This is a genomic window from Pseudomonas sp. TE3895 (genome assembly GCF_056278855.1).
The window spans coordinates 452,575-478,776 of sequence record NZ_JBWBQE010000001.1; the positions used below are offsets into that span (position 1 = coordinate 452,575).

The following is a 26,202-nucleotide window of genomic DNA, read 5'->3' on the forward strand; positions in this document are numbered from 1 at the left end:
TCGTCGTTGTCGCATCTATATACCGCAAGCCCCGTTGACCATAGCGCTAGCGTCGCAGGCTTCACCTCACGGACATCGACGCCATGACTGCTGTAGCAAACCCACCCAGGCTGACGTTCAAGCAACGCGTGGCAGCCTGTTTTTCCAAACGGCCCAACCTGCGGGACGTTTTATCAAAAGAAGCATTCCAGACTTTCAGCGACCGGTATCCATGGGTGCACCGCAACCACCCTCACATCACATCGCTCGATCCTTTCGTCATCCTGCATGCACCGGCCAGCACGGGTGATCTCTCACGTCAGAGCGGGCTGGTGGACGAGCTTCTCAGGCATTTTCTGGCCAAGGAACGTATGCAACTGGGCGCCGCAGACAGGCTGAGCATCAGCCCGCCCCATGTGTTTCAAATTCAGGAGCAAGGCCCGGACAACCTCCGCCAACCCGAAATCATCCCGGACCTGACGAAGCTCAACGATGACTTCGATACAGTGCTTGGTGCGTTGATACCCGCCTTTCAGCAAGCCCAGATCGGCTTCTGGAACGGGCTCGACGAAGACAGCCAAGTCTCGCGCATGCTCTGGCTGGAACACACCATCAAGGCCGCATTGCTCGAGAACCTCCCTGGCCAAGGCCTGGCAGATGATGAAAAAGCTGCAATGTACGCCCTGCTCGACGGGGTGTTCGACAGCCTGGCTGTCGAGGCGATACAAGTCACGCTCGGAACCGATGGCGAGGCACGCACCGTCACCCTACCGGATCTGTTGCTCATTACCACAAGTGGCACCCGCAACCTGGTTCTGCAATGCAAACCCTGCGGTTCGGTTCACCGCCATGTCGACCTGCCCAGCTTTGCCACCGCGCTGCAACGGCAGCTAGCGCAACGCTATCGCTTCGAAGCGTTGTCTTGGGCGCACACACCGGTGATCGGACGCCCTTTCGCCTTCCAGGCCAGGCAGCTGCTGAACGATATCCTTGACGACATCGGACGCCTGCGTCTTGGTGGCCTGGCAACCGTCGACGAGCTGGAGCGACAACTGCGCCAGGTGAGCGACCCGTCAGCTTACTTCTTCGACCTGCCTTCGCAGGAACGAACTGCACCCGCTGTCAGCCCACCGCGATGGCTGCTCAATGCCAGCGCTGAGGACCGCTACGCCTATCACACTGCACTGCTCGATCTGGCGGCGAACCAAGGTCGGTCGAAGGGCTGCACATCGCTGGGCGATGTCGAAGATATCCGTGATTACGCCGCTCGCCGCTTGCGTGAGACCCTGCAGACCCGCTACCCAGACAAGGCGGTACTCGACCCGAACAAGGTGCACATCCGCATTTCCCAGGCCATCATCGGCGCCGGCACACAAGGGCAGTCACTGTTCTTGCACGCGGTGCCCCTGACCGACCTGGCGATCTCCCGCCTGCGCCTTGAGGCTGGCGAGGTGATGACCGGGCTCAGTTTCGAGGATGGCTCGCCCGTGAAGGACTGGCTAAGCATCGAGCAGATCAGGGCGCTGATTCATCAGGTCGATATCGGCGGTCACTACCCCACTTACCTGCAAGATCAAGTCAGAACCGAACCGCGCAGGTCCGAACGAATCAGGCAACATGCCAGGGAGTGGCGTTACGCCCTTCGGTTCAGCACCCTGAAGGCCAAGATCGAGCGACAGCTTGGCGAAACGGCAAGCCAGGCAATGCTCAGCTTCTGCCAGGGCATGGACAATCGCGCGGACCTTCTGCGCGTCGCCCCCCTGGCGTTCCTTTGCGCGCCTGGCGCTTCGGCAAGCGATGTGGCGCACGGGATGTTCATCATCGAAATACCGGCAAGCGGCAGCTGGGTCTTGTACCGCCCCTTCTATGCCGACAGAACGTTGCAGGAATTTCCGACCCTCGAATTGCTGATGGACGCAATCCGCAGCAGGGGCGAACTGCAAGAGAGCGTATTGGCCTGGCTCGACGATGACGCGCGTCCGATTTACCAGAACGACGGGTTCAAGCACCCGCACCTGCACCCGAACATTACCGCGCTGACGCACCTGCTCAATGTGCCGGTCGAGCTGCTGGACGGTCTTTTGCAACGCCTAAGACGCCCGGTTCAGGCCTCGTTCCAGGCCTGGACGGATGATCTGGACACTCACCTGTTCAACGCCCGCATCGAGACCATGTTATTGGCCTCGGCCAGCAACAGCGTTTCCAATGCCCAGGAAGTGCGGGCTTTGGTGAAGGAGGCTGCCTGGGCGATCTTCAATACCGTCACCCAGCTTTGGCATGGCCCGGTGACCACCCTGGTGTGGCTGGTCGTGGCGCTGTCGGCGGCCAAGGAAGACGTGGAAGCGCTGATCAAGCGCAGCGGTGACGATAAGATCGTCGCCGCCATAGACCTGCTCACCAACCTGGCCTTGCTCCTTGCCCACCGCCCCGCAACGCCACCTGCCAACAGCGAAGCGGCCGTTACGTTGCGTTTTTCAGGCCCTGCACCGAAGGAAGAATCCCCGCCCCCAGCGTTCGAGCAGCCACAGGAGAAACCGTGGCAGGCCCCCGTCGAGGCGCCGCAGCCCACGCGCGTGCGTGTAGAAAGCTGGCATGACGAACAGCGCCTGAGCAACCTGTCGGTACAGGAACGCCAGTCACTGGCCCAACTGCAAGCCTCGCAGCCACTCGAAGGGCACGCGCCACTGACAAGGGGCCGTTTGCGTGGGTTGTTCAATATCGCCGGCCGTTACTACGTCAAGCTGGGCGATGACGTCTATGAGGTCATCGAGACCTGGAACGGCATGCAGATCATCGGCCCAGAGCCGAGCAGCAGCGAATGGGTGTCCCATTGGGATGGTGCCCCGGACGGCTACCATATCGTTGGTCGTGAACGCCAAAAAGGCCCCTGGTTGACGCGCTGGCATGGCCAATGGACTTTGAATCTGACCCTCTTTGGCGGCATGCCAAGGAACAGGCAATCCATCAACGCGGAAAACCGCCAGCGGTTCGACACGTTGAGCGCAACCGCCACGGCTAACCAACACGCGCTGAATCAGATGGCACCACTGATGGAACGCAGCCAAGTACAACTGCAGGCTTATGACGACCTCGCGCTGGAATACAGCCTTGCTATCGATGCATTACCTGCACATGAGCGCGCTACACCGCCGCCAGCCTTGCAGCTTCAGATGCAGGCACTCAAAGCCCAGCGCCTACGCCACTTACCGGAAATCAGGGCATCCGCGCTGTACCTGGAACGGCAGAGCACGCTGCTGCACGGGAATATCGAAGTATTCAAGGAGATGGCCGAACCTCGGTTCAGCAAATTCGACACCCGAGCCCCGAACCGACGCCGATACGGCAATTGGTACGGTGCAGCCATCGAAAACGACATGCTGCTGTGCCGCCGCTTGCTGGAGCAGGTCGACCACCAGGCGCTGAGCGCACAGTCCATCGGGCTGCCCCGCGTTCCAGAGACTGCCGAGCAGATACAGCAATACCTCGATTATCGCGAACGGGTCCGCGATTCTAGCCAGGCCAGCCGCCGCCTGCTTGTCGTCAGCCAGCGACTGGACCGGACCCTGGCGCAAGCACTGCAGGACCCCAAGATCGATTTTGCCAATAAAGCCACGAAACTCGCCCAGACCATTCGACGCAGGACGTATTCGACACTGGTCATTCGGGCCCAGTTGCTCAGTGACCTGGCCTACCTCGCCGTGGACAAGACCCGGCTCTCTGCGGACACGGCCGAGCATTTGCTTGCGATGCGCGCGCCGCTCAGCGGCATCGAATTCAGCCGAACGGTTTGGAGCCACGACGGGCTGGCCGCGACCGAAGAGACGGCCCAGGTCAAAGCCGAACTGCTTGAGGATATCCTTCAGAAATACCGTACCGTGCTGGATCGCGCCCAATACATGAGGACACTGGACTCGCCTGCGCTGGTCGCTGACGTGCTGGACGAATACATACGCGAACTGTCCAGCATTACCCAGATCACGGAGCAGCAACTGAGCGCGACCCTGACCAACCTCGACAGCGGCATCAGTCCCCCCTCGCCAGCGCCCTACCATCGCCCCGCAACGATCAGGCGCCGGGTCATCCGTGTTGACCGAGGTCGACCGCTGCTGGTGGAAATCGACCAAATGGGCAATCGGGCCATCCAGCGCAGTGCATTCAACCAGGAGCCTGCAGGCAGTTTTGCGCAACGCGACGGGGTGTGGCATGCCGTGCCTGAGCAAGCGCGGCCGGCCCAGCACGACCGGGCACAGCTGCGCCAGCGAGCAAGCCGCCTGCTGGCAGAGGTGGATGGGAAAATTGCCTTCGCCGCGCACTATGCCGATGAGCCCAACAGCCTGGCCGACTTTCTGGAATGGCCAGCAGGTGACATGCGCGACGTGCAGCAGCAACTGACCGAGCTGAACAATCCACTGGATGCCAGCTTGGTCGATCTCCTTCGGGCAGCGGTAGACCGCGTCCATCACGAAAGGCTTCGGCTGCTCACCGACGCGTATCTGAACACCCGCCATCCCGACGGCAAGGCCCTTCGCTTCCTGGCTGAGCAGAAGCGGATTCGGATCAGGCAGACCGTGATTCGCCGGCAGCTACGTCACGCCAATGATTACCTCGACGTCTACGAGATTCGCGATGTGCAAGCGCCACAGCGGGTACTGTGGGAGGCACATTTTCACTATCCCAACCTCGAAGCGAGGGGGCATGACTTCGTCAAGGGCCACCTCAAATTCTGGGATGCAGGCGTAAGGGGCCGCAAGGCCCTGCTCGAGCAAGCCGCAAGCGCACGGGAGCGCATCGCGATCTACCGCGGCGATCTGCGCCTGGAGCAGGTGATTGGCATCATTCCCTTCCCGGCGGACGCGCCGCAGTAGCCAGAGAGCGGCCCTGGCTCAGGCCAGGGCCTTGTCCAGCGCCCGCTCGATCTCACCCTTGATGGTGCCGCTCATCATCGACAGCATCATGCCCAGCTTCAATTCGACACGGATGCTGTCGTCGCCAATGTGCACACTGCCATTGGCGCCACTGCGCGCAACGTCCACGCGGTCACCGTTCCAGGTGGCCTTGAGGTCGTACTCGCGGCTGAGCTTGTCGACCAGCGCTTCGGCCTTGGCGCGGGCGGCATCACGGCCGAGGGAGTGTTTGCGTTCGACGCTGATCTGGGTCATGCGGGCGTTCCTGAAGATGTAGACATAATGAGCATTATGCCCGCCCCTGCCGACTGGCACACCCCGCCAAGACAAATCCGCCCGTTCGCCCTAGAATGGCGGTAATTTTTTCCGGTGAAGCGATATGAACGACCAGCGCAAAGGCGACCACGCCGAACCCACCACCCATTTCGGCTACCAGGACGTGCCTGAAAGCCAGAAGGCGAAAAAAGTCGCCGAAGTGTTCCACTCGGTAGCAGCCAAGTACGACCTGATGAACGACGTGCTTTCCGGCGGCATGCACCGCCTGTGGAAGCGCTTTACCATCGAGCTGTCGGGCGTGCGCAGCGGCAACCGCGTGCTGGACATCGCCGGCGGTACCGGTGACCTGGCGGCCAAGTTCTCGCGTCTTGTCGGGCCGACCGGGCAAGTGGTGCTGGCCGACATCAACGATTCGATGCTCAAGGTTGGCCGTGACCGCCTGCTTGACCGTGGCGTGGCCGGCAACATCGAGTTCGTCCAGGCCGACGCTGAAAAGCTGCCGTTCCCGGACAACCACTTCGACTGCGTGACCATCGCTTTCGGCCTGCGCAACGTTACCCACAAGGACGCCGCCATCCGTTCGATGCTGCGCGTGCTCAAGCCCGGTGGCCGCTTGTTGATCCTGGAGTTCTCCAAGCCGACCAACAAGCTGATGTCCAAGGCCTACGACGCCTACTCGTTCGCCTTCATGCCGCTGGCTGGCAAGCTGATCACCAATGACGCCGAGAGCTACCGTTACCTCGCCGAGTCGATCCGCATGCACCCTGACCAGGAAACCCTGAAGAGCATGATGGTCGAGGCCGGTTTCGACCGCGTCACCTACCACAACATGACCAGCGGCATCGTTGCCGTGCACCGGGGAATCAAGCCCTGATGTTGCTGGCCGGGCTGCTCGCCAGCGTCGAACATGGCCTGAACCGCATCCTGCGCCTGGACAGCACGGCCCTGCCGCGGCTGGCCGCGCTGGAAGGCAAGGTCATCGAGATCGACTGCCGCCAACCGGCCCTGCAGGTGTTCATCCTGCCCGATGAAGAGGGCCTGATGCTCGCCGCCCATTGGCAGGGCGAGGTCGACTGCAGCCTGCGCGCCCCCGCCGGTAGCCTGGCACAACTGGCCCTGGCCAAGGACAAGACCGCTGTGCTGCACAGCCCGCAGGTCGAGCTGCACGGCGACAGCGCCGTACTGCTCGACCTGTTCGGTGTGCTGCAGGACCTGGAGCTGGACTGGGAGCACGAGCTGCAACGCTGGCTTGGCCCGGTCGCCACGGCAATGCTGGCCGGTCATATCCGCCTGCGCGCTCGCTGGACTCGCCAAGGCCTGGCACGTTTCAGCCAGAACCTGTCCGAATACCTGGCCGAAGAATCCCGTACCCTGGTCGGCAAGCGCGAGGCCGAAGCCGCCTTCAGCGAGCTCGATGCCTTGAAGCTTGATACAGAACGCCTCGAAGCGCGCCTCAGGCGCCTCTCCCGATCCCTTGATACCAGCGATAACGCATGAAGCTGCTCGCCGTCCGACGTCTTTTTCGCATCCAGCGTGTGGTAATCCGCTACCGCCTCGATGACCTGCTGTTCGACCAGCCCTTGCTGCCCTGGTGGCTGGCCAGCCTGCGCCTGTTGATGCCGTGGCGCTGGCTGCCACGCAAGCCCACCGAACTCAGCCGTGGCGCGCGCCTGCGCCTGGCACTGCAAGACCTGGGGCCGATCTTCATCAAGTTCGGCCAGCTGCTGTCCACCCGCCGCGACCTGCTGCCCCCCGACATCGCCGACGAGCTGATGCTGTTGCAGGACCGTGTGCCACCGTTCGACCCGAAACAAGCCGTGGCCTTGATCGAGGAACAGCTCGGTGCGAAGGTCGGCGAGGTGTTCAGCCGCTTCGACGTCGAGCCTCTGGCCTCGGCCTCGGTGGCCCAGGTGCACGCCGCACGCCTGAAAACCGGCGAAGAGGTGGTGGTCAAGGTGGTGCGCCCGGGCCTGAAGCCGGTCATCGCCCAGGACCTGGCCTGGCTGTTCCTGATCGCCAAGGCCGCCGAACGCGCCTCGGCGGATGCCCGTCGCCTGCACCCGGTGGAAATCGTCGGCGACTACGAAAAAACCATCTACGACGAGCTCGACCTGCTGCGCGAGGCTGCCAACGCCAGCCAGCTGCGGCGCAACTTCGAAGACTCCGAGCTGATGTACGTGCCCCAGGTGTACTGGGACCTGTGCCGCCCCAAGGTGCTGGTGATGGAGCGCATCTACGGCGTACCGGTGACCGACATGGCCACCTTGGCCGACCAGCGCACCGACATGAAGCTGCTGGCCGAGCGCGGCGTGGAAGTGTTCTTCACCCAGGTGTTCCGCGACAGCTTCTTCCATGCCGACATGCACCCCGGCAACATCTTCGTCAGCACGGTCAAACCGTGGAGCCCGCAGTACATTGCCATCGACTGCGGCATCGTCGGCAGCCTCACCGCCGAGGACCAGGACTACCTGGCGCGCAACCTGTTTGCTTTCTTCAAGCGTGACTACCGCCGCGTCGCCCAGTTGCACATCGACTCGGGCTGGGTGCCGGCAAACACCAAGGTCAACGAGTTCGAAGCAGCGATTCGCACCGTGTGCGAGCCGATCTTCGAGAAACCGTTAAAAGATATTTCCTTCGGCCAGGTGCTGATGCGCCTGTTCCAGACTGCACGGCGCTTCAACATGGAAGTGCAGCCACAGTTGGTATTGCTGCAGAAAACCCTGCTCAACATCGAAGGCCTGGGCCGTCAGCTGTACCCCGAGCTGGACCTGTGGAGCACCGCCAAGCCGTACCTCGAACGCTGGATGCGCGACCGCTATAGCCCCAAGGCCGTATTCGGCAACCTGCACAGCCAGGTAGAGCAACTGCCGCACCTGGCCGGCATGACCCGCGACCTGCTCGAACGCCTGTCGCAGCCTCACCTGCACGATCCACAATTGCCGGAGCGGCGCCGCCAGGGCGACCGCTGGGCGCTGCGCCTGCTGGGCGCCGGCCTGCTCGGCGGTGGCGCAGTCTTGGCCGCAGGCGCTGCCGAAACCGCCAGCCTGGCCGCCCCGGCCGCCTGGCCCGCCTGGCTGATGCTGGCTGCGGGCCTTTACCTGATCGTGCGCCAATAGCCAGCCGCGCCTGTGGCTGGCACACTAGCGCAAAGGGCCCGGCACAGGAGCGGGCCCGCTTTGGAGTCGACGATGAAAGACTGGCTGGACGAGATCAAGTGGAACAGCGATGGCCTGGTACCGGCGATCGCCCAGGACCACAAGACCGGACGCGTGCTGATGATGGCCTGGATGAACCGTGAATCGCTGGCCCTGACCGCCGCCGAGCAGCGTGCCATCTACTGGTCGCGTTCGCGTGGCAAGCTGTGGCGTAAAGGCGAGGAGTCCGGGCATGTGCAAAAACTGCATGAGTTGCGCCTGGACTGTGACGCCGACGTGATCATCCTGATGGTCGAGCAACTGGGCCATATCGCCTGCCATACCGGTCGTGAAAGCTGCTTCTACCGCGTCTATGAAGACGGCCAGTGGAAAATCGTCGACCCGGTCCTGAAGGACCCGGATGCCATCTACAGCGCAGGACACTGACATGAGCGACACCCTCAACCGCCTGGCCGAAGTGCTTGAAGAACGCAAGCAAGCGGCGCCTGACAGCTCTTACGTGGCCAGCCTGTACCACAAGGGTCTGAACAAGATCCTTGAAAAGCTCGGCGAAGAGTCGGTCGAAACGATCATTGCTGCCAAGGATGCCCAGATCAGCAAGGATTACAGCGATGTCATCTACGAAACCGCCGACCTGTGGTTTCATAGCCTGGTGATGCTCAGTGCGCTGGGCCAGCATCCGCAAGCCGTGCTGGATGAACTGGAACGCCGCTTCGGGCTTTCCGGGCATGATGAAAAGGCCGCACGCCAGCCATCTGCCTGATGTTTTATCGAGGACGCCCGCTCCCACAGGCGCCGGGTTGCCGCATCGATATGCTGTACACACAATTTTCAGGAGTACGAAATGGGTATCTTTGACTGGAAACACTGGATCGTCCTGCTGGTCGTCGTGGTCCTGGTGTTCGGCACCAAGAAGCTGAAGAACTTCGGCAGCGACCTGGGCGAGTCGATCAAGGGCTTCCGCAAGGCCATGAACGAAGAAGAGAGCAAGCCGGCCGAGCAGACTCCGCCGCCTGCCCAACCTGTGCCACCGGTGCAAAGCACCGCGCAGCCGCAGCAAGGCCACACCATCGAAGGCCAGGCCCACCCGGTCCAAGAGCCGCAGCGGAAAGACTGACCCATGTTCGGCATCAGTTTCAGCGAGCTCCTGCTCGTCGGCCTGGTCGCCCTGCTGGTGCTCGGCCCCGAGCGCCTGCCGGGTGCCGCGCGCACGGCAGGCCTGTGGATCGGCCGGCTCAAGCGCAGCTTCAACAGCATCAAGATGGAAGTGGAGCGCGAAATAGGCGCCGACGACATCCGCCGCCAGCTGCACAATGAGCACATCCTGCAGATGGAAGAGGAAGCCAAGCGCATCCTCAACCCGCTAGCGCCACCCGCACAGCCGCCAGTGACCACGGCCAGTGTGCAGCCACCTGCCGGGCTCGAAACCAGGCCGGTTGTCGAGCCAGCTGCCACCCCGGCCGCTTCTTCTGAACCGCCTCAACCGCCGCGAGCCCCATGAGCGAGAATCCGGAACACGACCAGCCGATGCCGCTGGTTTCGCACCTGACCGAACTGCGCACCCGCCTGCTGCGCTGTGTTGCCGTCATTTTCCTGATCTTTGCCGGGCTGTTCTCCTTCGCCCAGCAGATCTACACACTGGTTTCCGCGCCGCTGCGCGAGCACTTGCCGGCCAACGCAACGATGATCGCCACCGATGTGGCCTCGCCGTTCCTCACGCCGTTCAAGCTGACCATGATCGTCTCGCTGTTCCTGGCCATCCCGTTCATCCTTCAGCAGATCTGGGGGTTTATCGCGCCAGGGCTGTACCGCCATGAAAAGCGCATCGCCATTCCACTGTTGGTGTCGAGCATCTTCCTGTTCTATGCCGGCATGGCATTCGCCTACTTCCTTGTATTCCCGCTGATCTTCGGTTTCTTCGCCAGCGCCACGCCAGAAGGCGTTTCGATGATGACCGACATCGCAAGCTACCTCGACTTCGTGATGACGCTGTTCTTCGCCTTTGGCGTGGCCTTCGAAATCCCGGTGGCGGTCGTACTGCTGGTGTGGATCGGCGTGGTCGACGTGAAGTACCTGAAGAAAGTCCGCCCGTATGTGATCATCGGCTGTTTCGTGGTCGGCATGGTTCTCACCCCACCGGACATCTTCTCCCAGACCCTGCTGGCCGTGCCCATGTGGCTGCTGTTCGAGATCGGCGTGCTGTGCGGCAGCCTGATCCGCAAGCGCAGCGCCCACGACGAAACCGCCGACGACCATAACGACCAGCCACCAGCGACCCAACCGTGAACCTGCTGCTTCTTGAAGAGGCCGACTTCGTCTCGGCCAACCGCGTCGTTCTTGCTGATCGGCGCTTCACCCATATGCAGGATATCCACCGCGTGGCAGTGGGCGACAACCTGCGCGTGGGCCGTATCAATGGCCTGATGGGCAAGGCCACGGTGCTGCGCCTGGAAAAGCACGAAGCCGAACTTGAAGTGGCCTTCGACCAGCAGCCACCGGCCAAGCTGCCGCTGACCCTGGTGCTGGCAGTGCCTCGACCAAAAATGCTGCGACGGCTGTTCCAGACCGTGGCCACATTGGGCGTGCCGCGGCTGATCCTGCTGAACAGCTACAAGGTCGAGAAAAGCTTCTGGCAAACACCTTTTCTACAGCCCGAGAGCATTCGCGAAAACCTGATCCTGGGCCTGGAACAGGCACGCGACACCGTGCTGCCCGAGGTGATCATTGAAAAACGCTTCAAGCCTTTTGTCGAAGACCGCCTGCCCACCATCGCCGCCGGCACCCTGGGCCTGGTCGGCCATCCCGGCCCCTACCCAGCCTGTCCGCGCGCCGTAGAACAAACCGTTACCCTGGCCATTGGCCCCGAGGGTGGCTGGATCCCCTACGAGATCGACCTGCTGGGCAAGGCAGGCCTGGCGCCGGTACAGCTGGGTGATCGCATCTTGCGGGTGGAGACCGCCGTTACTGCGCTGCTTTCGCGTATTTTCTGACACAAACACCACTTTTTCGCCCATCAAGTTTCCCTCTCCCGGGCCGATGGCCTTGGCAACAATACAATTATTTGTGCTGCCAAGCCGCCGGGGAGTCGAACATGTATCAATGGTTAGCCCAATCGCTGGGCGATGTGAGCGTCAATCGCAAACTGGGGCTGGGTTTCGGCCTGGTGCTGCTGTTTACCCTGGCGATTACCCTGACCGGCTGGCACGGCATGGACAGCATCATCGACCGTGGCGACAAGCTGGGAAACATCTCTGTTATCCAGCAATACACCCAGGAATTGCGTATCGCCCGCCAGCATTACGATCGCCGCCGCGACGACGCTTCGCTGGCAGAACTGGAAAAAGCCCTGAGCAACCTCGACCGCCAGGTGCAGCGGATGCTTGGCCAGATCGAACAACCCGCCGACCGCCAACGCCTCGAACAGCAACGCGAGGCAGTGCGCACCTACCAGCAGGCATTCAACGAGCTTAAGCAAGCTGACCAACGCCGCGAAGCCAGCCGTGATGTACTGGGTAGCAGCGCCGATAAAGCCGTGGAGTTGATAGGCCGTGTACAGCGCAGCCTGCTGCAAGGCGCAAACATCAACCAGTACCAGCACGCGGTGGACGTCAGCGCCCTGCTGCAACAAGCGCGTTTCCAGGTGCGTGGCTACACCTACAGCGGCAATGCCGATTACCAGCAAACGGCACTGAAGGCCATCGACCAAGCCTTGGCCGAGCTGCGTGCACTGCCGGCCAAAGTGCCAGCCGAACATGCTGCCAGCCTGGATGATGCCGCCACGGCCATGGGCGGCTACCGCGATGCGGTGACCCAGTTCGGCAATGCCCAGCTCGCCAGCGAGCAAGCGCTGCAACGCATGGTTGAACAAGGCACGGTACTGCTGCAGGCCAGCCAGATGATGACCACCTCGCAAACCGAGGTGCGCGATGCCGCTGCCGCGCAGGCCAAAACACTGCTCGCAGTTGCCACCGTGCTGGCACTGGCCCTTGGCCTGCTGGCCGCCTGGGCCATTACCCGACAGATCATCATTCCGCTGCGCCAAACACTGCGCGCCGCAGAGCGTGTGGCCAGCGGTGACCTGACCCAGAGCCTGCAGGTACAACGCCGCGACGAACTGGGCCAATTGCAGGCCAGCATGCATCGCATGACCCAAGGTTTGCGTGAACTGATCGGCGGCATTGGCGATGGCGTGACGCAGATCGCCAGCGCTGCCGAGGAGCTGTCGGCGGTGACAGAACAGACCAGCGCCGGGGTCAACAACCAGAAGGTCGAAACCGACCAGGTGGCGACCGCGATGAACCAGATGACTGCCACCGTGCACGAAGTGGCACGCAATGCCGAACAGGCTTCGGAAGCCGCCTTGATGGCCGACCAGCAGGCCCGCGAGGGCGATCGCGTGGTGGGCGAGGCAGTGGCACAGATCGAGCGCCTGGCAAGCGAAGTGATCAACTCCAGCGAAGCGATGAACCTGCTCAAGACCGAAAGCGACAAGATCGGCAGCGTACTCGACGTAATCAAATCGGTGGCCCAGCAAACCAACCTGCTGGCCCTCAACGCGGCAATCGAAGCCGCCCGCGCCGGAGAGGCCGGGCGTGGCTTTGCCGTGGTTGCCGACGAAGTGCGCAGCTTGGCCCAACGCACACAGCAGTCGACTGAAGAGATCGAAGAGTTGATTGCCGGCCTGCAAAGCGGCACCCAACGGGTGGCCAGCGTGATGGACAACAGCCGCCAACTGACCGACAGCAGCGTCGAGCTGACCCGCCGCGCTGGCAGTTCGCTGGAAACCATCACCCGCACGGTGTCGTCGATCCAGGCAATGAACCAGCAGATTGCCACGGCGGCCGAGGAGCAGACGGCGGTGGCCGAAGAAATCAACCGCAGCGTGATGAATGTGCGTGATATTTCCGACCAGACCTCGGCGGCGAGTGAGGAGACGGCCAGCTCCAGCGTGGAACTGGCGCGGTTGGGTACCCATTTGCAAGGGCTGGTTGGGCGGTTCCGGCTGTGATCTGAACCAGCGGTCGCCCGGTCGGGCCTCTTCGCGGGTAAACCCGCGCCTACACACATGCACAGGCCGTCGTAGGAGCGGGTTCACCCGCGAATGGGCCAGGCCGGCTGGCCAATTTCCACCCGCCGTTCACCGTTGCCGCCGCCACCGTATTCGCGGGTAAACCCGCGCCTACACACATGCACAGGCCGTCGTAGGAGCGGGTTCACCCGCGAATGGGCCGGCCCTGCTGGCCAATTTCCACCCGCCGTTCACCGTTGCCGGCACCACCGTATTCGCGGGTAAACCCGCTCCTACACACACGCACAGGCCGTCGTAGGAGCGGGCTCACCCGCGAATGGGCCGGCCCTGCTGGCCAATCTCCACCCGCCGTTCACCGTTGCCGCCGCCACCGTATTCGCGGGTAAACCCGCTCCTACACGCATGCACAGGCCGTCGTAGGAGCGGGTTCACCCGCGAATGGGCCGGCCCTGCTGGCCAATTTCCACCCGCCGTTCACCGTTGCCGGCACCACCGTATTCGCGGGTAAACCCGCGCCTACACACACGCACAGGCCGTCGTAGGAGCGGGTTTACCCGCGAAGAGGACGGCACAGGACGAAATATATCCTACTGTTCGCGGCGAACTTTCCTACCTGTTTATCAGGTCAAGTCCTACAGCTCCGCTGCCGATGGGCAGAGATGTGATGCCAGCCATGCGCCTGCATCCTTTCTCTCACTCGCTCGGAGATTCCCCATGCTTGGCTCCCTCAACCGCAAGCTCGGCAACATCAGTGTCGCCGCCAAGCTGGCCCTCGGCTTCGCCGTGGTCCTGCTGCTCACCCTGGCCACCACCATCAGCGGCTGGCGTGCCCTGGATGGTGCCATCGTGCGCTCACAGCAACTCAGCGAAATAGGCCTGATCAACGACCTGACAAAAGACCTGCGCGCGGAACGCATCACCTACCGCGTGCTCAACGACGATGCCAGCAGAGCACGCATCAGCAACATCCTCGACCAGCTCAACAGCATGCTGACCACCCTGCAACAACGCAGCAACGTCGATGAGTCACGGCAGTTGCTGACAGAAAAAATGGCATTGTTGCAGAGCCTGCGCGACACCTTCAGCGAACTGCAGCGCAGCGTCGCCAGCCGTGTAGCCCTGCGCGAAGCCCTTCAGTCACAGGAGCATGCACTCAGCGAGGCGATTGACCAACTGCAGACCCAGGCCTTGCTGAAAATGCCTGACAACAGTCAGCAAAGTGGTGTGCTGGGCCTGATGGATACCCTCAGCCGACATGTCGAAGGTGCCAACCAGCAAAGCCTGGTTCCAGCCTACACCTTCGCCCCGGTCGAGGATTTTGCCAAAGTCGGTGATAACGCCCTGGATGCCGCCGACAATAGCCTTGCGCAACTGCTTGAAGGCCTTGCGCCGCTGGGCTTGCCACGCGCCATCAGTGAGCAACCCGGTGTCGAGCTGAGCAAGTACCGCACCAGCCTGGATCAGTACCGCCGCGCCGCCGTACGTGTGGAGCAGTTGCAGAACAACATGGAAAACATGGGCAACGAGCTGCGAACGGTGAGCCTCGAACTGGGCAAACGCAAGGTCGAACAACGCGACAGAGAGGCCTTGGCCGCCCGGTCGCTGCTGACCAGTGTGGCGCTGCTGGCCATGGTGGTAGGGGCGCTGGCCGCCTGGCTGATCACCTTGCAGATCACCCAGCCGTTGCGCCAGACACTGGCCGTGGCTGCCCGCATCGCCAAGGGTGACCTGAGCCAGGTCGACACCGTGCAACGTCGCGACGAAATGGGCCAGCTGCAAACCAGCATGCGCGAGATGACCTTGAGCCTGCGCGAGCTGATCGGTGGCATTGATCAGGGTGTCGGCCAGCTGTCACAGGCCGCGACGCAGTTGGCGGCCAGTAGCGAAGACACCAAGCTGCGCATCAATCAGCAGCGCGAGGAAACTGACCAGGTGGCGACTGCCATGAACCAGATGAGCGCCACCGTGCAGGAAGTGGCACAGAACGCCGAGCAAGCCTCGCTGGCCGCGACCAGCGCTGACCAGCAGGCCCAGGTGGGTGACCAGGTCGTTGCCGAAGCCATCGGCCGTATCGAACAGCTGGCCGGGCAGATGGACCATTGCCTGGCGGCCATGCAGCACCTGGCAGGCGAGAGCCAGCGGATTGGCAGCATTCTCGATGTGATCAAGTCGGTGTCCGAACAGACCAACCTGCTGGCGCTGAACGCAGCGATCGAAGCGGCACGGGCCGGTGAAGCCGGGCGCGGCTTTGCCGTGGTGGCCGATGAGGTGCGTGGCCTGGCACAGCGCACGTCGACGGCGACCGAAGAGATCGGCCAACTGATCGACAGCCTGCACAACGGTACCGACGAAGTGACCCGCTTGCTGGACAGCAGCAAGAGCCTGACCGAACAGAGTGTGGAGCTGAGCCGCAGGGCCGGGCACGCACTGAGCCAGATCACCGACACGGTGTCGAGCATTCAGGGCATGAACCAGCAGATCGCCACCGCCAGTGAAGAGCAGAGCGTGGTGGCCGAGCAGATCAACCGAAGTGTGATCAATGTGCGGGATGTTTCGGATCAGACCAGCGCGGCCAGTGAGCAGACGGCAGCCTCGAGTGGAGAACTGGAGCATCTGGGGCAGCAATTGCGGGGGATGGTGGGGCGGTTCAGCATCTGAGGTTAGCGGGGCTGCTTTGCAGCCCCTCGACCGTTCAACCCGGGCTTAGGCATGAAGAATTACCGGAGCGCACCAACCTGGCATTTTTGCCAGTTGTCGGGGCTACCTTGCTGCCCGCATCCTTGAGGCATGATTCAACAGGGAATCTTCTCATGGCCAATCGTCAGTTACGCTTTTATGAGCATGATCGGCTCGCATCTATTGGAGTGCCCGGTAGTTCAATAAGAGTGATGAACGCGGCCGGCACTCCGCTTTGCCAGCTAGGGGGTTCACCCTTTACCGAGACCAACCTGATTGCTGTGGACAGAGCAAAGTCTGTGTTGGTTTCGACCCAGAGTTCTGCCATCAACAGCGTGACATACTGTGCTTATGGAAATAACGGCACTGGGCCTTTACCTGTAATACTAGGCTTCAACGGAGAGTATGTGGAAGCTTTCGGCGTGTACTTGTTAGGCCGCGGAGAACGTGGATACAGCCCCCGTCTTAGGCGATTTATTTCTGCCGATCGTGCCAGCATATTCTTGGCCGGAAATCTTAATGCATATGCTTACACTGCGGGAGATCCGATTAATTATAATGATCCTTCAGGAAATGCCCGTGGACTTATAGCGAGCTACAAGGATTGGAAAGCTGAAAAGTCTCTAGTCAAAGCCTCAAAAAATTTGAAACATCACATAGACAGCACTGAAAACTTAAAGTTTAACGTCAGAAACGAAGAAAGAAAATACGCTCAGATACAGCAAGATATTCAAACGACCGATACCAAACTCCAAGAAATAAATAAGGAAATGTTAGCGCTCATGGACGACATGAGCAAAATGGACGGCACAGTCATATACGAAAATAGCAAGCACGGCGTAAAGGCAAATTACTTATACGCAGGTTACGCCGATAAAGCGTCCGGATTGAGTAAGCTTACAGCCAAGCATGATCAGTTGACTACAAAGCGCCTTGAACTAGAGCAAACAAAGTCGAGAGTTGAGGCAGCAAAGTGGCGAGTTGAACAGAACAAAATAGCAATTCAGGCCGCGCGCAGCCGTCTAAATTACCTAACGAATAAATATCCTCATGTAGTTTCAAAAGCAATTAGAAAAATCACTTAAGCCACATGCCACGCAATTATTCATTTGCCAGCTGTATTCCAAATCAACGGATGAGTGAAATAGCCAACCCGCAGAAAGCGAGCTTCGGGGGTTGGCTACGCTCTACCGCCCACCAAGTTTCACAATACCTGGCGCAGGAATGCCTGCGCACGCGGGTCTTTCGGCGCAGCGAAGAACGCGGCCGGGGCCGAATCTTCCAGCAGTTTGCCGTGGTCGAAGAACAGCACGCGGTCAGCCACTTCGCGGGCAAAGCCCATTTCGTGGGTGACGCAAACCATGGTCATGCCTTCCTGGGCCAGGGTCTTCATCACGTCCAGCACCTCACCGACCATTTCCGGGTCGAGCGCCGAGGTGGGCTCGTCGAACAGCATCACTTTCGGATCCATCGCCAGGGCCCGGGCAATCGCTACCCGCTGCTGCTGGCCGCCAGAAAGCCGTGACGGGAATTCGTTGGCCTTTTGCGCGATACCGACCTTTTCCAGCAGCGCCCGGGCCTTGGCTTCGCGGTCAGCCTTGTTGCGCTTGCGCACCACCTTCTGCGCCAGGCACAGGTTTTCCAGCACAGTCATGTGCGGGAACAGGTTGAAGTGCTGGAACACCATGCCGACTTCGCGGCGGTAGGCATTGATGTCGGTCTTGGGGTCGGCCAGTTGCAGGCCATCGATGGCCACATGGCCTTGGTCGAAATGCTCCAGGCCGTTGAGGCAGCGCAGGAACGTCGACTTGCCAGACCCCGACGGGCCGAGCACGACCACCACTTCGCCCTTGGCGACCTGAGTGGTGACGTTATCCACAGCCCTTACTACCTGGCCACGGGTGTCGAAGACTTTCAGCAGGTCACGGACTTCAATCACTTTGCGCAAGCCTCCGCTCGAGCCGGCTGGCGATGTGCGACAGCGGCAGGTTGATCAGCAGGTACAGGCCTGCCACGCAGAACCAGATCTCGAAAGTAGAGAACGAGGTGGTGATGGCCTCACGGCCACTCTTGGTCAGCTCGGTGATGGCGATCACCGACACCAGCGAGGTGTCCTTGACCAGGCTGATGAACTGGCCGGCCAGGGGCGGAAGCACGCGCTTGAACGCCTGCGGCAAGATCACATGGCGCATCGACTGGCCAGCGTTCAGGCCCAGCGACCGGGCAGCCTCGTTCTGGCCCTTGGCGATCGACTGCACGCCTGCACGGACGATTTCGGCCACGTAAGCACCAGTAAACAATGCCAGCGCCGCTACCCCGGCAAACTCGCGGGACAGGTTGAGCACGGTGCCGATGAAGAAGTAGAAGATGAAGATCTGCACCAGCAGCGGCGTGCCGCGCACCAGCTCGACATAGACGGTCGACAGGTCGCGCAGGGTCGGGTTGTTCGACAACCGGCACAATCCGGCGAACAGGCCGATCACCAGGCCCAGCGCCCCGGACACCACCGAGATCCACAAGGTGGTCCACAGGCCCCATGCCAGCGGGCCAGCGGCCCAGTGGCGGGTTACCCCAATCTGGTCGCCTTCGGCAACATCGTCGCCGCGGCTCAGTTGCAGGCTGTCCTTGGCCACATCGAGCACTTGCTCGGCACCACTTTCGTCCTTCAGCGTGACGCGGGCGTTGTCACCGGAGATGACGATTTCCTGCACAGTGCCGTAGCCGGCAGCGCGTTGTGTTTCCTCGGCCTTGTAGGCGAAGTACTGCGGTACGCGGTTCCAGCGCCACTCGTAGGAAATCATCGAGGTGGCCATGTAAAGGCTGAGCGCCAGGCCTATCAGGACCAGGGCAGTCAACCCATGCCAAGGCCACTGGGCTTTCTTGTGTTTGATCACGTGGGGTACTTCCGTAAATGCGAACGCGCAGGGTTTGCCTGCGCGTCGGGGTCATAAAGCCGGGCTTGTGGCCTGAGCCTTATTCCATTTCCTTCAGCCAGTCCTTGTTCTTGAACCACTTGTCGTGAATACGATCGTAGGTCCCGTCGTGCTTGATCTGGTGCAGGAAGTTGTTGATGAAGTTGATGCTGTCGTAGTCGCCTTTCTTCAGGCCGAAGGCCAGCGGCTCGTAGGTGAAGGGTTCTTCGAGGAACAGCAGCTTGCCGGCACCGGCTTTATCCACCGCCACCACGTTGTACGGCGCGTCATAGACAAAGGCGTCAGCCTTGCCGTTGACCACGTCCATGACCGCTTCCTGTTCGTTGTCGTAGCCGTGGTACTTGGCTTTGCTGATCAGCTTCTTGGAGACCATTTCGCCGGTGGTGCCAAGCTTGGAGGTCAGGCGGTACTTCTCGTTGTTCAGGTCTTTGTACGACTTGATCTCGCCAGCCAGTTCCTTGCGGATCAGCAGGGTCTGGCCAACCACGATGAAGGGTTCGCTGAAGTTCAGACGCAGGTTGCGCTCCTGGGTCAGGGTCATGCCGCTGCCGATCATGTCGAACTTGTCGGTCAGCAGGGCCGGGATGATGCCGTCATAGGCGGTGGACACGGCCTCGAACTTCACGCCCATGGACTTGGCCATGGCTTTGAGGATATCGACTTCGAAGCCGATGATCTCGCCACGTTTGTTGGTCATCTGGAACGGCATGTAGGTTGGGTCCATGCCCACCCGCAAGGTGCCGCGCTTGACCGCGTCATCGATGGCGCCCGCCTGAGCCGCGGTCACGGCGACCAGGGCGGTCACACCGACCAGCAGTCGCGAAAGGTATTTCTTGATCATCACCAAGTCCCCTAGCAAGAAAAGTAGCGAATCTTATTGTGTTGGCACGGCCGTACTGGCCGAAGCGTCGTATCGGAGAGGGATGCTAACGCATGGCGGCCCGAGGACCTAGAGCCGCGGGGGGACTTTGTTGGCCAAAATGAGGGGGTTAGGCCAAAAAGCTTCGCGGGTGAACCCGCTCCTACAAGGGAATGTGTATCCCTGGTAGGAGCGGGTTCACCCGCGAAGAGCCCCGGCCAGGCGCCCCGCAGGAGCGGGTTCATCGGGGCGCCGAACCGCCGCGAACAGGCCCGATCAGGCGCCGACGAGTGCCGGTTGGCCTGCGTTTTCCGGGTGCAACGGCAACAGCGGCGAATGCGGGTCATTGTTGATCGACGCACGCCACACATCGATCCATGCCGCATTGTGCTCGGCCCACACCTGCTCGTGCAGGCGGCTCAGTGCCACCGGGTCGCTGAGCAGGGCCAGGCGAGTATTGAGGTCCAGGCCTTTCGGCCCGACTTCAATCGCCTTGGCAACGCGCTCGGCACGCAACGCTTCGATCGGTGCCGCCTGGCCATGGCGGGCAGTGGCCATGGCACAGGCCAGGGCATTCTGCCGCGGGTCGACCACGGCCCGCACGAAGCCATCATGCAGGGCATGCCAGCGGTTTTCGTGGGTGTACTGGTCGGTAGCCAGCAGCTCTTGTGGGGTGGCGTATTCCTCTGGGATGAGGAACAGCTTCTCGTCCTTGGCCGCCAGGCCCAGGCGGGTGCGGCTCGAAATCACCGATACCGGGATCGACAGCACCAGCGAACCGACGATAGGCGCCAGCCACCACAGGAAGCTCGGGTTCAACCACGCCACCAGTGCGGCCCAGGCAACGCCCAGCAGCGTCTGCGGGCCATGCCGGCGCACGGCTTCGCCCCACGGCGTGGAGTCGTCGTCACGCTGCGGCGAGTTCCAGGTCGCAGCCCAGCCGAGGAACGCGGCCAGCACGAAGCGGGTGTGGAAGATCATGCGTACCGGTGCCAGCAACATGGAGAACAGCATCTCCATCAGCATCGACAAGGTGACCTTGACGCGTCCACCGTACTCGACGGCGCCCTTGGCCCAGATCAGGATGACGCTGAGCAGCTTGGGCAGGAACAGCAGCACAATGGTGGTGGAGAACAGCGCCACAGCCTTTTCCGGGTGCCACTGCGGCCACAGCGGGTAAAGCTGGTACGGCTCGATGAAATACTGCGGCTCCATCAGCGTGTTGGTCGCCAGCAGCGCGGTCGACAGCACCAGGAACAGGAACCACAGCGGCGCCGACAGGTAAGACATCACCCCGGTGAGGAACACCGCACGGTGAACCGGGTGCATGCCCTTGACCAGGAACAGGCGGAAGTTCATCAGGTTGCCGTGGCACCAGCGGCGGTCGCGCTTGAGCTCGTCGAGCAGGTTTGGCGGCAGTTCTTCGTAGCTGCCCGGCAAGTCGTAGGCAATCCACACACCCCAGCCGGCACGGCGCATCAGCGCGGCTTCGACGAAGTCGTGGGAAAGGATGGCACCGGCGAACGCGCCCTTGCCCGGCAACGGCGCCAGGGCGCAGTGCTCGATGAACGGCTTCATGCGGATGATCGCGTTGTGGCCCCAGTAGTGCGACTCACCCAACTGCCAGAAGTGCAAACCGGCAGTGAACAGTGGGCCGTACACGCGGGTAGCGAACTGCTGCATGCGTGCATACAGGGTGTCCATGCCCGAGGCTTTCGGCCCGGTCTGGATGATGCCGGCGTCCGGGTTGGCCTCCATCAGGCGCACCAGGCTGCTCAGGCACTCGCCACTCATGACGCTGTCGGCGTCGAGCACAACCATGTACTTGTACTCGCCACCCCAGCGACGGCAGAAGTCGTCGAGGTTGCCGCTCTTGCGCTTCACACGGCGCCGACGGCGGCGGTAGAAGATGCGGCCAAAGCCTTTGGTTTCACGGCACACATCCAGCCAGGCCTGTTGCTCGGCCACGGCAATGTCGGTGTCGTTGGTGTCGCTGAGCACAAAGAAGTCGAACCGGTCGAGGTTGCCGCTGGCGGCCACCGACTCGAACGTTGCGCGCAGACCGGCGAACACCCGCGGCACGTCTTCGTTGCAGATCGGCATCACCAGCGCGGTACGCGCCTCGGGCGCGATCGGCTCGTTGCCTGCGCTGCTACCGGAAATCTTGTATTTGTCACGCCCGGTGAGCAGCTCGAGGAAGCCCATCAGCGCGGTCCAGAAGCCCGCCGACACCCAGCAGAACAGGATGCCGAAGAGGATCAGGATGGAAGTTTGCAGGGCATACGGCCACACCTGCACCACCGTGTCCCACAGCGGCTGGTTGACGATTTCGTCAAAGTCCACGAACGACCAGCCCTGGTACGGCAGGATGCCTTTCATGTACCAGCCAGCGACGATGGTCTGGCCGATCATGAGCGTCAGCAGGATGTAACGGCGGATCGAGCCAACCGTGCGCCAGCGGGCCGGCGGCAGCTCGCGCTTGGGCGGCTGCGGGGCGTTGGGGCGGCCGGTCATGCGTCGCCACATGCGGATCAGCACATTGGTGCGCCATGGCTCGGGCACGACCTTGGTGCGCTTGATCGGCGGGGCGATCTTCAGGCACAGGCGACCGCTGCCGTCGACGCCGAGCATTTCAGCATCTTCCAGCTCGGCGGCGCTGCCCACGGTCAGGCGCGGGCCCACCGAGGCCTGCACGGCCTCGGCAGAGCTGGCGGCCGGGTTGGCCGCCAAGCGTTGGTGTAGCTCACTGAACGAGGTGCAGCTGGCAAGTTCAGCCCGCTGCTCGTCGCTCAGTGGTAGGTGGGCCAGGTACTCGCCAAGCGATTCCGGCCTTGCGCTTGAGTTACTCATCGGCAGGCAACTGATAGCTCCAGGTCTCGGTCAGCACCTTCTCGGTGGTGGCCGGGGCCCCGTTGGTGGGCGCCGCATCGGCGGCAGGTTGTTCGGCCTTGGCAGATTGCTCAGCCTTGACGGCTTTCTCGGCCTTGGCATGCTTGGCTGCGGCCTTGTCCTGCTTGGCGTCCTGGGCAGGCTTGGCGGGCTCGACCGGTACATCACGCACCAGTGCGGCGCGCATTTCGGTCGACTTGTTGGCTTCCTTGACCTTCAGGCGCAGGGTCAGGCGCCAGCCCTTGGTCTCAGGGTTATAGCGCAGATTGTTCTCGACCACCTCGGCGTTGTCGCCCACGCTGATCTGGCTGCGCACGGCGGTGTCTTCCGGCAGGGCGGCAAGCGCCGGGCCGGCGAAGTCGACCAGGAATGCCACGCTGCCATCTGGCTGGCGGATCAGGTTGGACTGCTTGACGTCACCCGTGGAACGCAGGGTCTGCTTGACCGAGCCCAGGTCAGGGGCCTGGAACTTCGGCTCGTCGATGGTCCAGTGCAGGCGGTAGGCGTACTCGAACGGCTTACCTGGCTCCGGCAGTTTCTCCGGGCTCCAGAAGGCCACGATATTGTCGTTGGTCTCGTCGGCGGTCGGGATTTCGACCAGGTCGACGCTACCCTTGCCCCAGTCACCCTTCGGCTCGATCCAGGCGCTTGGGCGCTTCTGGTAGTTGTCGTCGAGGTCTTCGTAGTCGCTGAAGGCGCGCTGACGCTGCATCAGGCCGAAACCACGCGGGTTCTCGACGCTGAAGTTGCTCACGGCCAGGTGTTTCGGGTTGTTCAGCGGACGCCACAGCCACTCGCCGTTGCCGGCATGGATCGACAGGCCTTCGGAGTCGTGCAGGGCCGGGCGGTAGTTGAGCACCTTGGACGGCTGGTTGGGGCCGAACAGGTACATGCTGGTCAGCGGCGCAATGCCCAGGCGGCTGACATGGTCACGCAGGAACACGCGGGACTGCACGTCGACCACGGTGTCGTTGCCAGGACGCAGGGTCAGCTTGTAGGCGCCGGTAGAGCGCGGCGAATCCAGCAGCGCGTAGATCACCAGGTGCTTGTCGGCTGGCTTGGGCTTTTCAACCCAGAACTCGGTGAAGCGCGGGAATTCTTCGCCCGACGGCAGGGCGGTGTCGATGGCCAGGCCACGGGCAGACAGGCCGTACACGTGGCCCTTGCCGACTACGCGGAAATAGCTGGCGCCAAGCAGGGTCATGATCTCGTCCTGCTTGTCGGCCTTGTTGATCGGGTACAGCACGCGGAAACCGGCATAACCGAGGTTTTTGGTGGTTTCCGGGTCGTGCGGCACGTCACCGAACTCGAAGCGGTCCGGGTCGTACTTGATTTCCTCGACCTTGGTGGCGGTGACCTCGTTGATTTTCACCGGGGTGTCGAAGTGCATGCCCTGATGATAGAACGACAGCTTGAACGGGGTCTTGTCCTTGGCCCACTCGGCCTTTTCCTGCAGGAAACGGATTTTCTGGTAGTCCGCGAACTTCATGTCGCGGAACACAGCCGGCAGGTTGCTTTTTGGCGCGTCGTACTTCTGGCCGGCCAGATCCTTTGCCTTGGCAGCAACATCGTCAAGATTGAATGCCCACAGCTGGCCCGCACTCATCAGGCCGACCAGAGCCACACTGGCCATCAGCGCCTTGCGTAGCCCGACGCTGGGGATTCTTGATGCTTTTTGGGGACTAACAATCACGAGCAACCCTCGCCGAAAACAGATCATGAAACCAACGGCCAGCGACAAATGCCGGGTTGGCGAGCACTGTTCGGACCCCGCGAGGGCGTAATGATTCCCCAAACGGATCCAGACAATGCTCGAGTCAGAGTGAAACGGACCTACGAACGCAGGTCCATGCAGCGCGCGATTATCCAGCAGGTTGCGTGACAACGCATCAGGCTGGAGCAACTATTTATCGTACAAAACCCCTTGTTTTCCTGTGAACAAAGGGTTTTTTGACCTCATATTTGTAACATAAATGTTACCGGGCCATCATTGACCAGGTGCACCTGCATATCCGCACCAAAACGGCCGCTGGCTACGTCGGCGTACTGAGCTTTTGCCTGTTGCAAAAGATAGTCGAACAACTCGGCGCCGAGGGCCGGTGGCGCTGCGGTCGAGAAGCTTGGACGCATGCCATTGCGGGTGTCGGCCGCCAAGGTGAACTGTGACACCAGTAGCAGGCCACCCCCGACATCCTTGAGCGACAGGTTCATCTTGCCCTGCTCGTCACTGAACACACGGTAGTTCAGCAGCTTGTGCAACAGCTTATCGGCCTGTTCACGGGAATCTTCAGGCTCGACCGCGACCAGCACCAGCAACCCTTGGTCGATGGCGCCGACCACCTCCCCCGCCACTTCAACCCGCGCACCGCGCACGCGCTGCAGCAGGCCCCTCATGCTTCTTCCAGGGGCAGGTCGAGCAGGCGCCGGGCCATCTGGTCGGCGGCACGCACCAAGGCATCGGTGATGCCAGGCTCGGAAGCGGCGTGACCGGCGTCACGGATCACTTTCAACTCACTGTTCGGCCAGGCCTGGTGCAACGCCCAGGCGTTGTCCAAGGGGCAGATCACATCGTAGCGCCCATGCACGATCACCGCCGGCAGGTGGGCGATTTTGGGCAGATCGCGGATCAGCTGGTCCGGTTCGAGGAAGGCGTTGTTCATGAAGTAGTGGCATTCGATGCGGGCGATCGACAGCGCCCGCTGCGGTTCGGAAAAGCGGTCGACCACCAGCGGGTTGGGGCGCAGGGTGGCGGTACGGCCTTCCCAGGTGGACCACGCCTTGGCGGCGTGCATCTGGGCGATCTGGTCGTTACCGGTCAGGCGCTTGTGGAAGGCCCTGACCAGATCGCCGCGTTCCTCCGGTGGAATCGGTGCGATGTAGTCCTGCCAGTAGTCGGGGAACAGGCGGCTGGCGCCTTCCTGGTAGAACCACTCGATTTCCTGCGGCCGGCACAGGAAGATGCCGCGCAGGATCAGGCCGTGCACGCGTTCTGGGTGAGCCTGAGCGTAGGCCAGGGCCAGGGTCGAGCCCCAAGAGCCACCAAACAGCACCCACTTGTCTATGCCAAGGTGTTCGCGAATGCGCTCCAGGTCTTCGACCAGGTGCCAGGTGGTGTTGTTCTCCAGGCTCGCATGGGGCGTGGAGCGGCCACAGCCGCGCTGGTCGAAGGTGATGATGCGGTACAGGTTGGGATCAAAGTAGCAGCGGCTCTGGGCGTCGCAGCCAGCGCCAGGGCCTCCGTGGATGAACACCACGGGCAGACCTTCCGGCGAGCCGCTTTCGTCGACATAAAGCACATGCGGCGCTTCCACGGCCAGATCGTGCCTGGCGTAGGGTTTGATCTGCGGGTAGAGGGTCTGCATTGCGCACTCCGTGTGAGGATTATTCGGCCGTGGGCCATCATAAACCTGAATTGCGCTTTCAGCACCGTCCTTGCTGACGCGTTCGAACGGCGCGAATTGACCCTTGCGCAGAATTCCGGCAACTGCCTCCCACGGTGCCT

At 61.8% G+C, this 26,202-nt stretch carries 21 protein-coding genes and 2 pseudogenes; 15 read left to right on the forward strand and 8 right to left on the reverse strand.

What is annotated here, in order from left to right; translation table 11 throughout:
• The first annotated feature begins 83 nt into the window (after positions 1 to 83).
• Positions 84 to 4,844, forward strand: a complete 4,761-nt coding sequence (locus tag ACZ889_RS02005; RefSeq protein WP_476257149.1) for a hypothetical protein — start codon at positions 84 to 86, stop codon at positions 4,842 to 4,844.
• An 18-nt stretch (positions 4,845 to 4,862) separates the two neighbouring features.
• Here ACZ889_RS02005 and ACZ889_RS02010 read toward each other — a convergent pair whose 3' ends face one another.
• Positions 4,863 to 5,138, reverse strand: a complete 276-nt coding sequence (locus ACZ889_RS02010) for a polyhydroxyalkanoic acid system family protein (protein ID WP_003249289.1) — start codon at positions 5,136 to 5,138, stop codon at positions 4,863 to 4,865.
• A 124-nt stretch (positions 5,139 to 5,262) separates the two neighbouring features.
• On the opposite strand from ACZ889_RS02010, the gene ubiE reads away from it, so the two are divergent.
• From ubiE to ACZ889_RS02080, 14 genes and pseudogenes are all read left to right on the forward strand, one after another.
• Positions 5,263 to 6,033, forward strand: a complete 771-nt coding sequence (ubiE, locus tag ACZ889_RS02015; protein ID WP_004576729.1) for a bifunctional demethylmenaquinone methyltransferase/2-methoxy-6-polyprenyl-1,4-benzoquinol methylase UbiE — start codon at positions 5,263 to 5,265, stop codon at positions 6,031 to 6,033.
• On the forward strand, positions 6,033 to 6,656 hold the full coding sequence (locus tag ACZ889_RS02020) for a ubiquinone biosynthesis accessory factor UbiJ (RefSeq protein WP_180689149.1): 624 nt from the start codon (positions 6,033 to 6,035) through the stop codon (positions 6,654 to 6,656). Before ubiE ends, ACZ889_RS02020 begins: the two co-directional genes overlap by 1 nt.
• Complete coding sequence (ubiB, locus tag ACZ889_RS02025; RefSeq protein ID WP_064490834.1) at positions 6,653 to 8,275, forward strand: ubiquinone biosynthesis regulatory protein kinase UbiB; 1,623 nt, start codon at positions 6,653 to 6,655, stop codon at positions 8,273 to 8,275. Before ACZ889_RS02020 ends, ubiB begins: the two co-directional genes overlap by 4 nt.
• A gap of 72 nt (positions 8,276 to 8,347) precedes the next feature.
• The gene (hisI, locus tag ACZ889_RS02030; protein ID WP_003249284.1) at positions 8,348 to 8,740 is read left to right on the forward strand and encodes a phosphoribosyl-AMP cyclohydrolase; all 393 of its coding nucleotides are present in this window, start codon (positions 8,348 to 8,350) and stop codon (positions 8,738 to 8,740) included.
• A gap of 1 nt (position 8,741) precedes the next feature.
• Positions 8,742 to 9,077, forward strand: coding sequence for a phosphoribosyl-ATP diphosphatase (locus tag ACZ889_RS02035; protein WP_003249283.1), 336 nt, complete (start codon positions 8,742 to 8,744; stop codon positions 9,075 to 9,077).
• Between the two features lie 81 nt (positions 9,078 to 9,158).
• A complete protein-coding gene (locus ACZ889_RS02040) occupies positions 9,159 to 9,431 on the forward strand; it encodes a twin-arginine translocase TatA/TatE family subunit (RefSeq protein WP_088512556.1) in 273 nt (90 codons plus the stop codon).
• Between the two features lie 3 nt (positions 9,432 to 9,434).
• On the forward strand, positions 9,435 to 9,815 hold the full coding sequence (gene tatB, locus ACZ889_RS02045) for a Sec-independent protein translocase protein TatB (protein ID WP_110745100.1): 381 nt from the start codon (positions 9,435 to 9,437) through the stop codon (positions 9,813 to 9,815).
• Positions 9,812 to 10,600, forward strand: a complete 789-nt coding sequence (gene tatC, locus ACZ889_RS02050; protein ID WP_010955577.1) for a twin-arginine translocase subunit TatC — start codon at positions 9,812 to 9,814, stop codon at positions 10,598 to 10,600. The genes tatB and tatC overlap by 4 nt, the downstream gene beginning before the upstream one ends.
• Positions 10,597 to 11,304, forward strand: coding sequence for a 16S rRNA (uracil(1498)-N(3))-methyltransferase (locus ACZ889_RS02055; protein WP_014860360.1), 708 nt, complete (start codon positions 10,597 to 10,599; stop codon positions 11,302 to 11,304). Before tatC ends, ACZ889_RS02055 begins: the two co-directional genes overlap by 4 nt.
• A 218-nt stretch (positions 11,305 to 11,522) precedes the next feature.
• A pseudogene (locus ACZ889_RS02060) lies at positions 11,523 to 12,467 on the forward strand (methyl-accepting chemotaxis protein); the annotation flags it as partial.
• Positions 12,468 to 12,608: 141 nt separating this feature from the next.
• Positions 12,609 to 13,322, forward strand: a complete 714-nt coding sequence (locus tag ACZ889_RS02065) for a methyl-accepting chemotaxis protein (protein WP_370588293.1) — start codon at positions 12,609 to 12,611, stop codon at positions 13,320 to 13,322.
• Positions 13,323 to 14,057: 735 nt separating this feature from the next.
• Positions 14,058 to 15,146: pseudogene (locus tag ACZ889_RS02070) on the forward strand (methyl-accepting chemotaxis protein); the annotation flags it as partial.
• A gap of 150 nt (positions 15,147 to 15,296) precedes the next feature.
• A complete protein-coding gene (locus ACZ889_RS02075) occupies positions 15,297 to 16,001 on the forward strand; it encodes a methyl-accepting chemotaxis protein (protein ID WP_476258008.1) in 705 nt (234 codons plus the stop codon).
• Positions 16,002 to 16,153: 152 nt separating this feature from the next.
• On the forward strand, positions 16,154 to 17,104 hold the full coding sequence (locus ACZ889_RS02080; RefSeq protein WP_476257150.1) for an RHS repeat-associated core domain-containing protein: 951 nt from the start codon (positions 16,154 to 16,156) through the stop codon (positions 17,102 to 17,104).
• Between the two features lie 119 nt (positions 17,105 to 17,223).
• Here the strand turns inward: ACZ889_RS02080 and ACZ889_RS02085 are convergent, their stop codons facing one another.
• From ACZ889_RS02085 to pip, 7 genes are all read right to left on the reverse strand, one after another.
• Positions 17,224 to 17,958, reverse strand: coding sequence for an amino acid ABC transporter ATP-binding protein (locus ACZ889_RS02085; protein WP_003249271.1), 735 nt, complete (start codon positions 17,956 to 17,958; stop codon positions 17,224 to 17,226).
• A complete protein-coding gene (locus tag ACZ889_RS02090; RefSeq protein ID WP_409263607.1) occupies positions 17,951 to 18,913 on the reverse strand; it encodes an amino acid ABC transporter permease in 963 nt (320 codons plus the stop codon). Before ACZ889_RS02090 ends, ACZ889_RS02085 begins: the two co-directional genes overlap by 8 nt.
• A gap of 79 nt (positions 18,914 to 18,992) precedes the next feature.
• Positions 18,993 to 19,790: a transporter substrate-binding domain-containing protein gene (locus ACZ889_RS02095; RefSeq protein WP_233689858.1), complete on the reverse strand. Its 798-nt coding sequence runs from the start codon at positions 19,788 to 19,790 to the stop codon at positions 18,993 to 18,995.
• 297 nt (positions 19,791 to 20,087) lie between these two features.
• Positions 20,088 to 22,661: a glucans biosynthesis glucosyltransferase MdoH gene (gene mdoH, locus ACZ889_RS02100; RefSeq protein WP_003249265.1), complete on the reverse strand. Its 2,574-nt coding sequence runs from the start codon at positions 22,659 to 22,661 to the stop codon at positions 20,088 to 20,090.
• Positions 22,654 to 24,393: a glucan biosynthesis protein G gene (locus ACZ889_RS02105; RefSeq protein ID WP_003249263.1), complete on the reverse strand. Its 1,740-nt coding sequence runs from the start codon at positions 24,391 to 24,393 to the stop codon at positions 22,654 to 22,656. Before ACZ889_RS02105 ends, mdoH begins: the two co-directional genes overlap by 8 nt.
• A gap of 263 nt (positions 24,394 to 24,656) precedes the next feature.
• Positions 24,657 to 25,094 (reverse strand): D-aminoacyl-tRNA deacylase, encoded by a 438-nt coding sequence (gene dtd / locus ACZ889_RS02110; RefSeq protein ID WP_003249262.1) that lies wholly within the window; start codon positions 25,092 to 25,094, stop codon positions 24,657 to 24,659.
• A complete protein-coding gene (pip, locus tag ACZ889_RS02115; protein WP_003249260.1) occupies positions 25,091 to 26,062 on the reverse strand; it encodes a prolyl aminopeptidase in 972 nt (323 codons plus the stop codon). Before pip ends, dtd begins: the two co-directional genes overlap by 4 nt.
• Positions 26,063 to 26,202 lie beyond the last annotated feature (140 nt).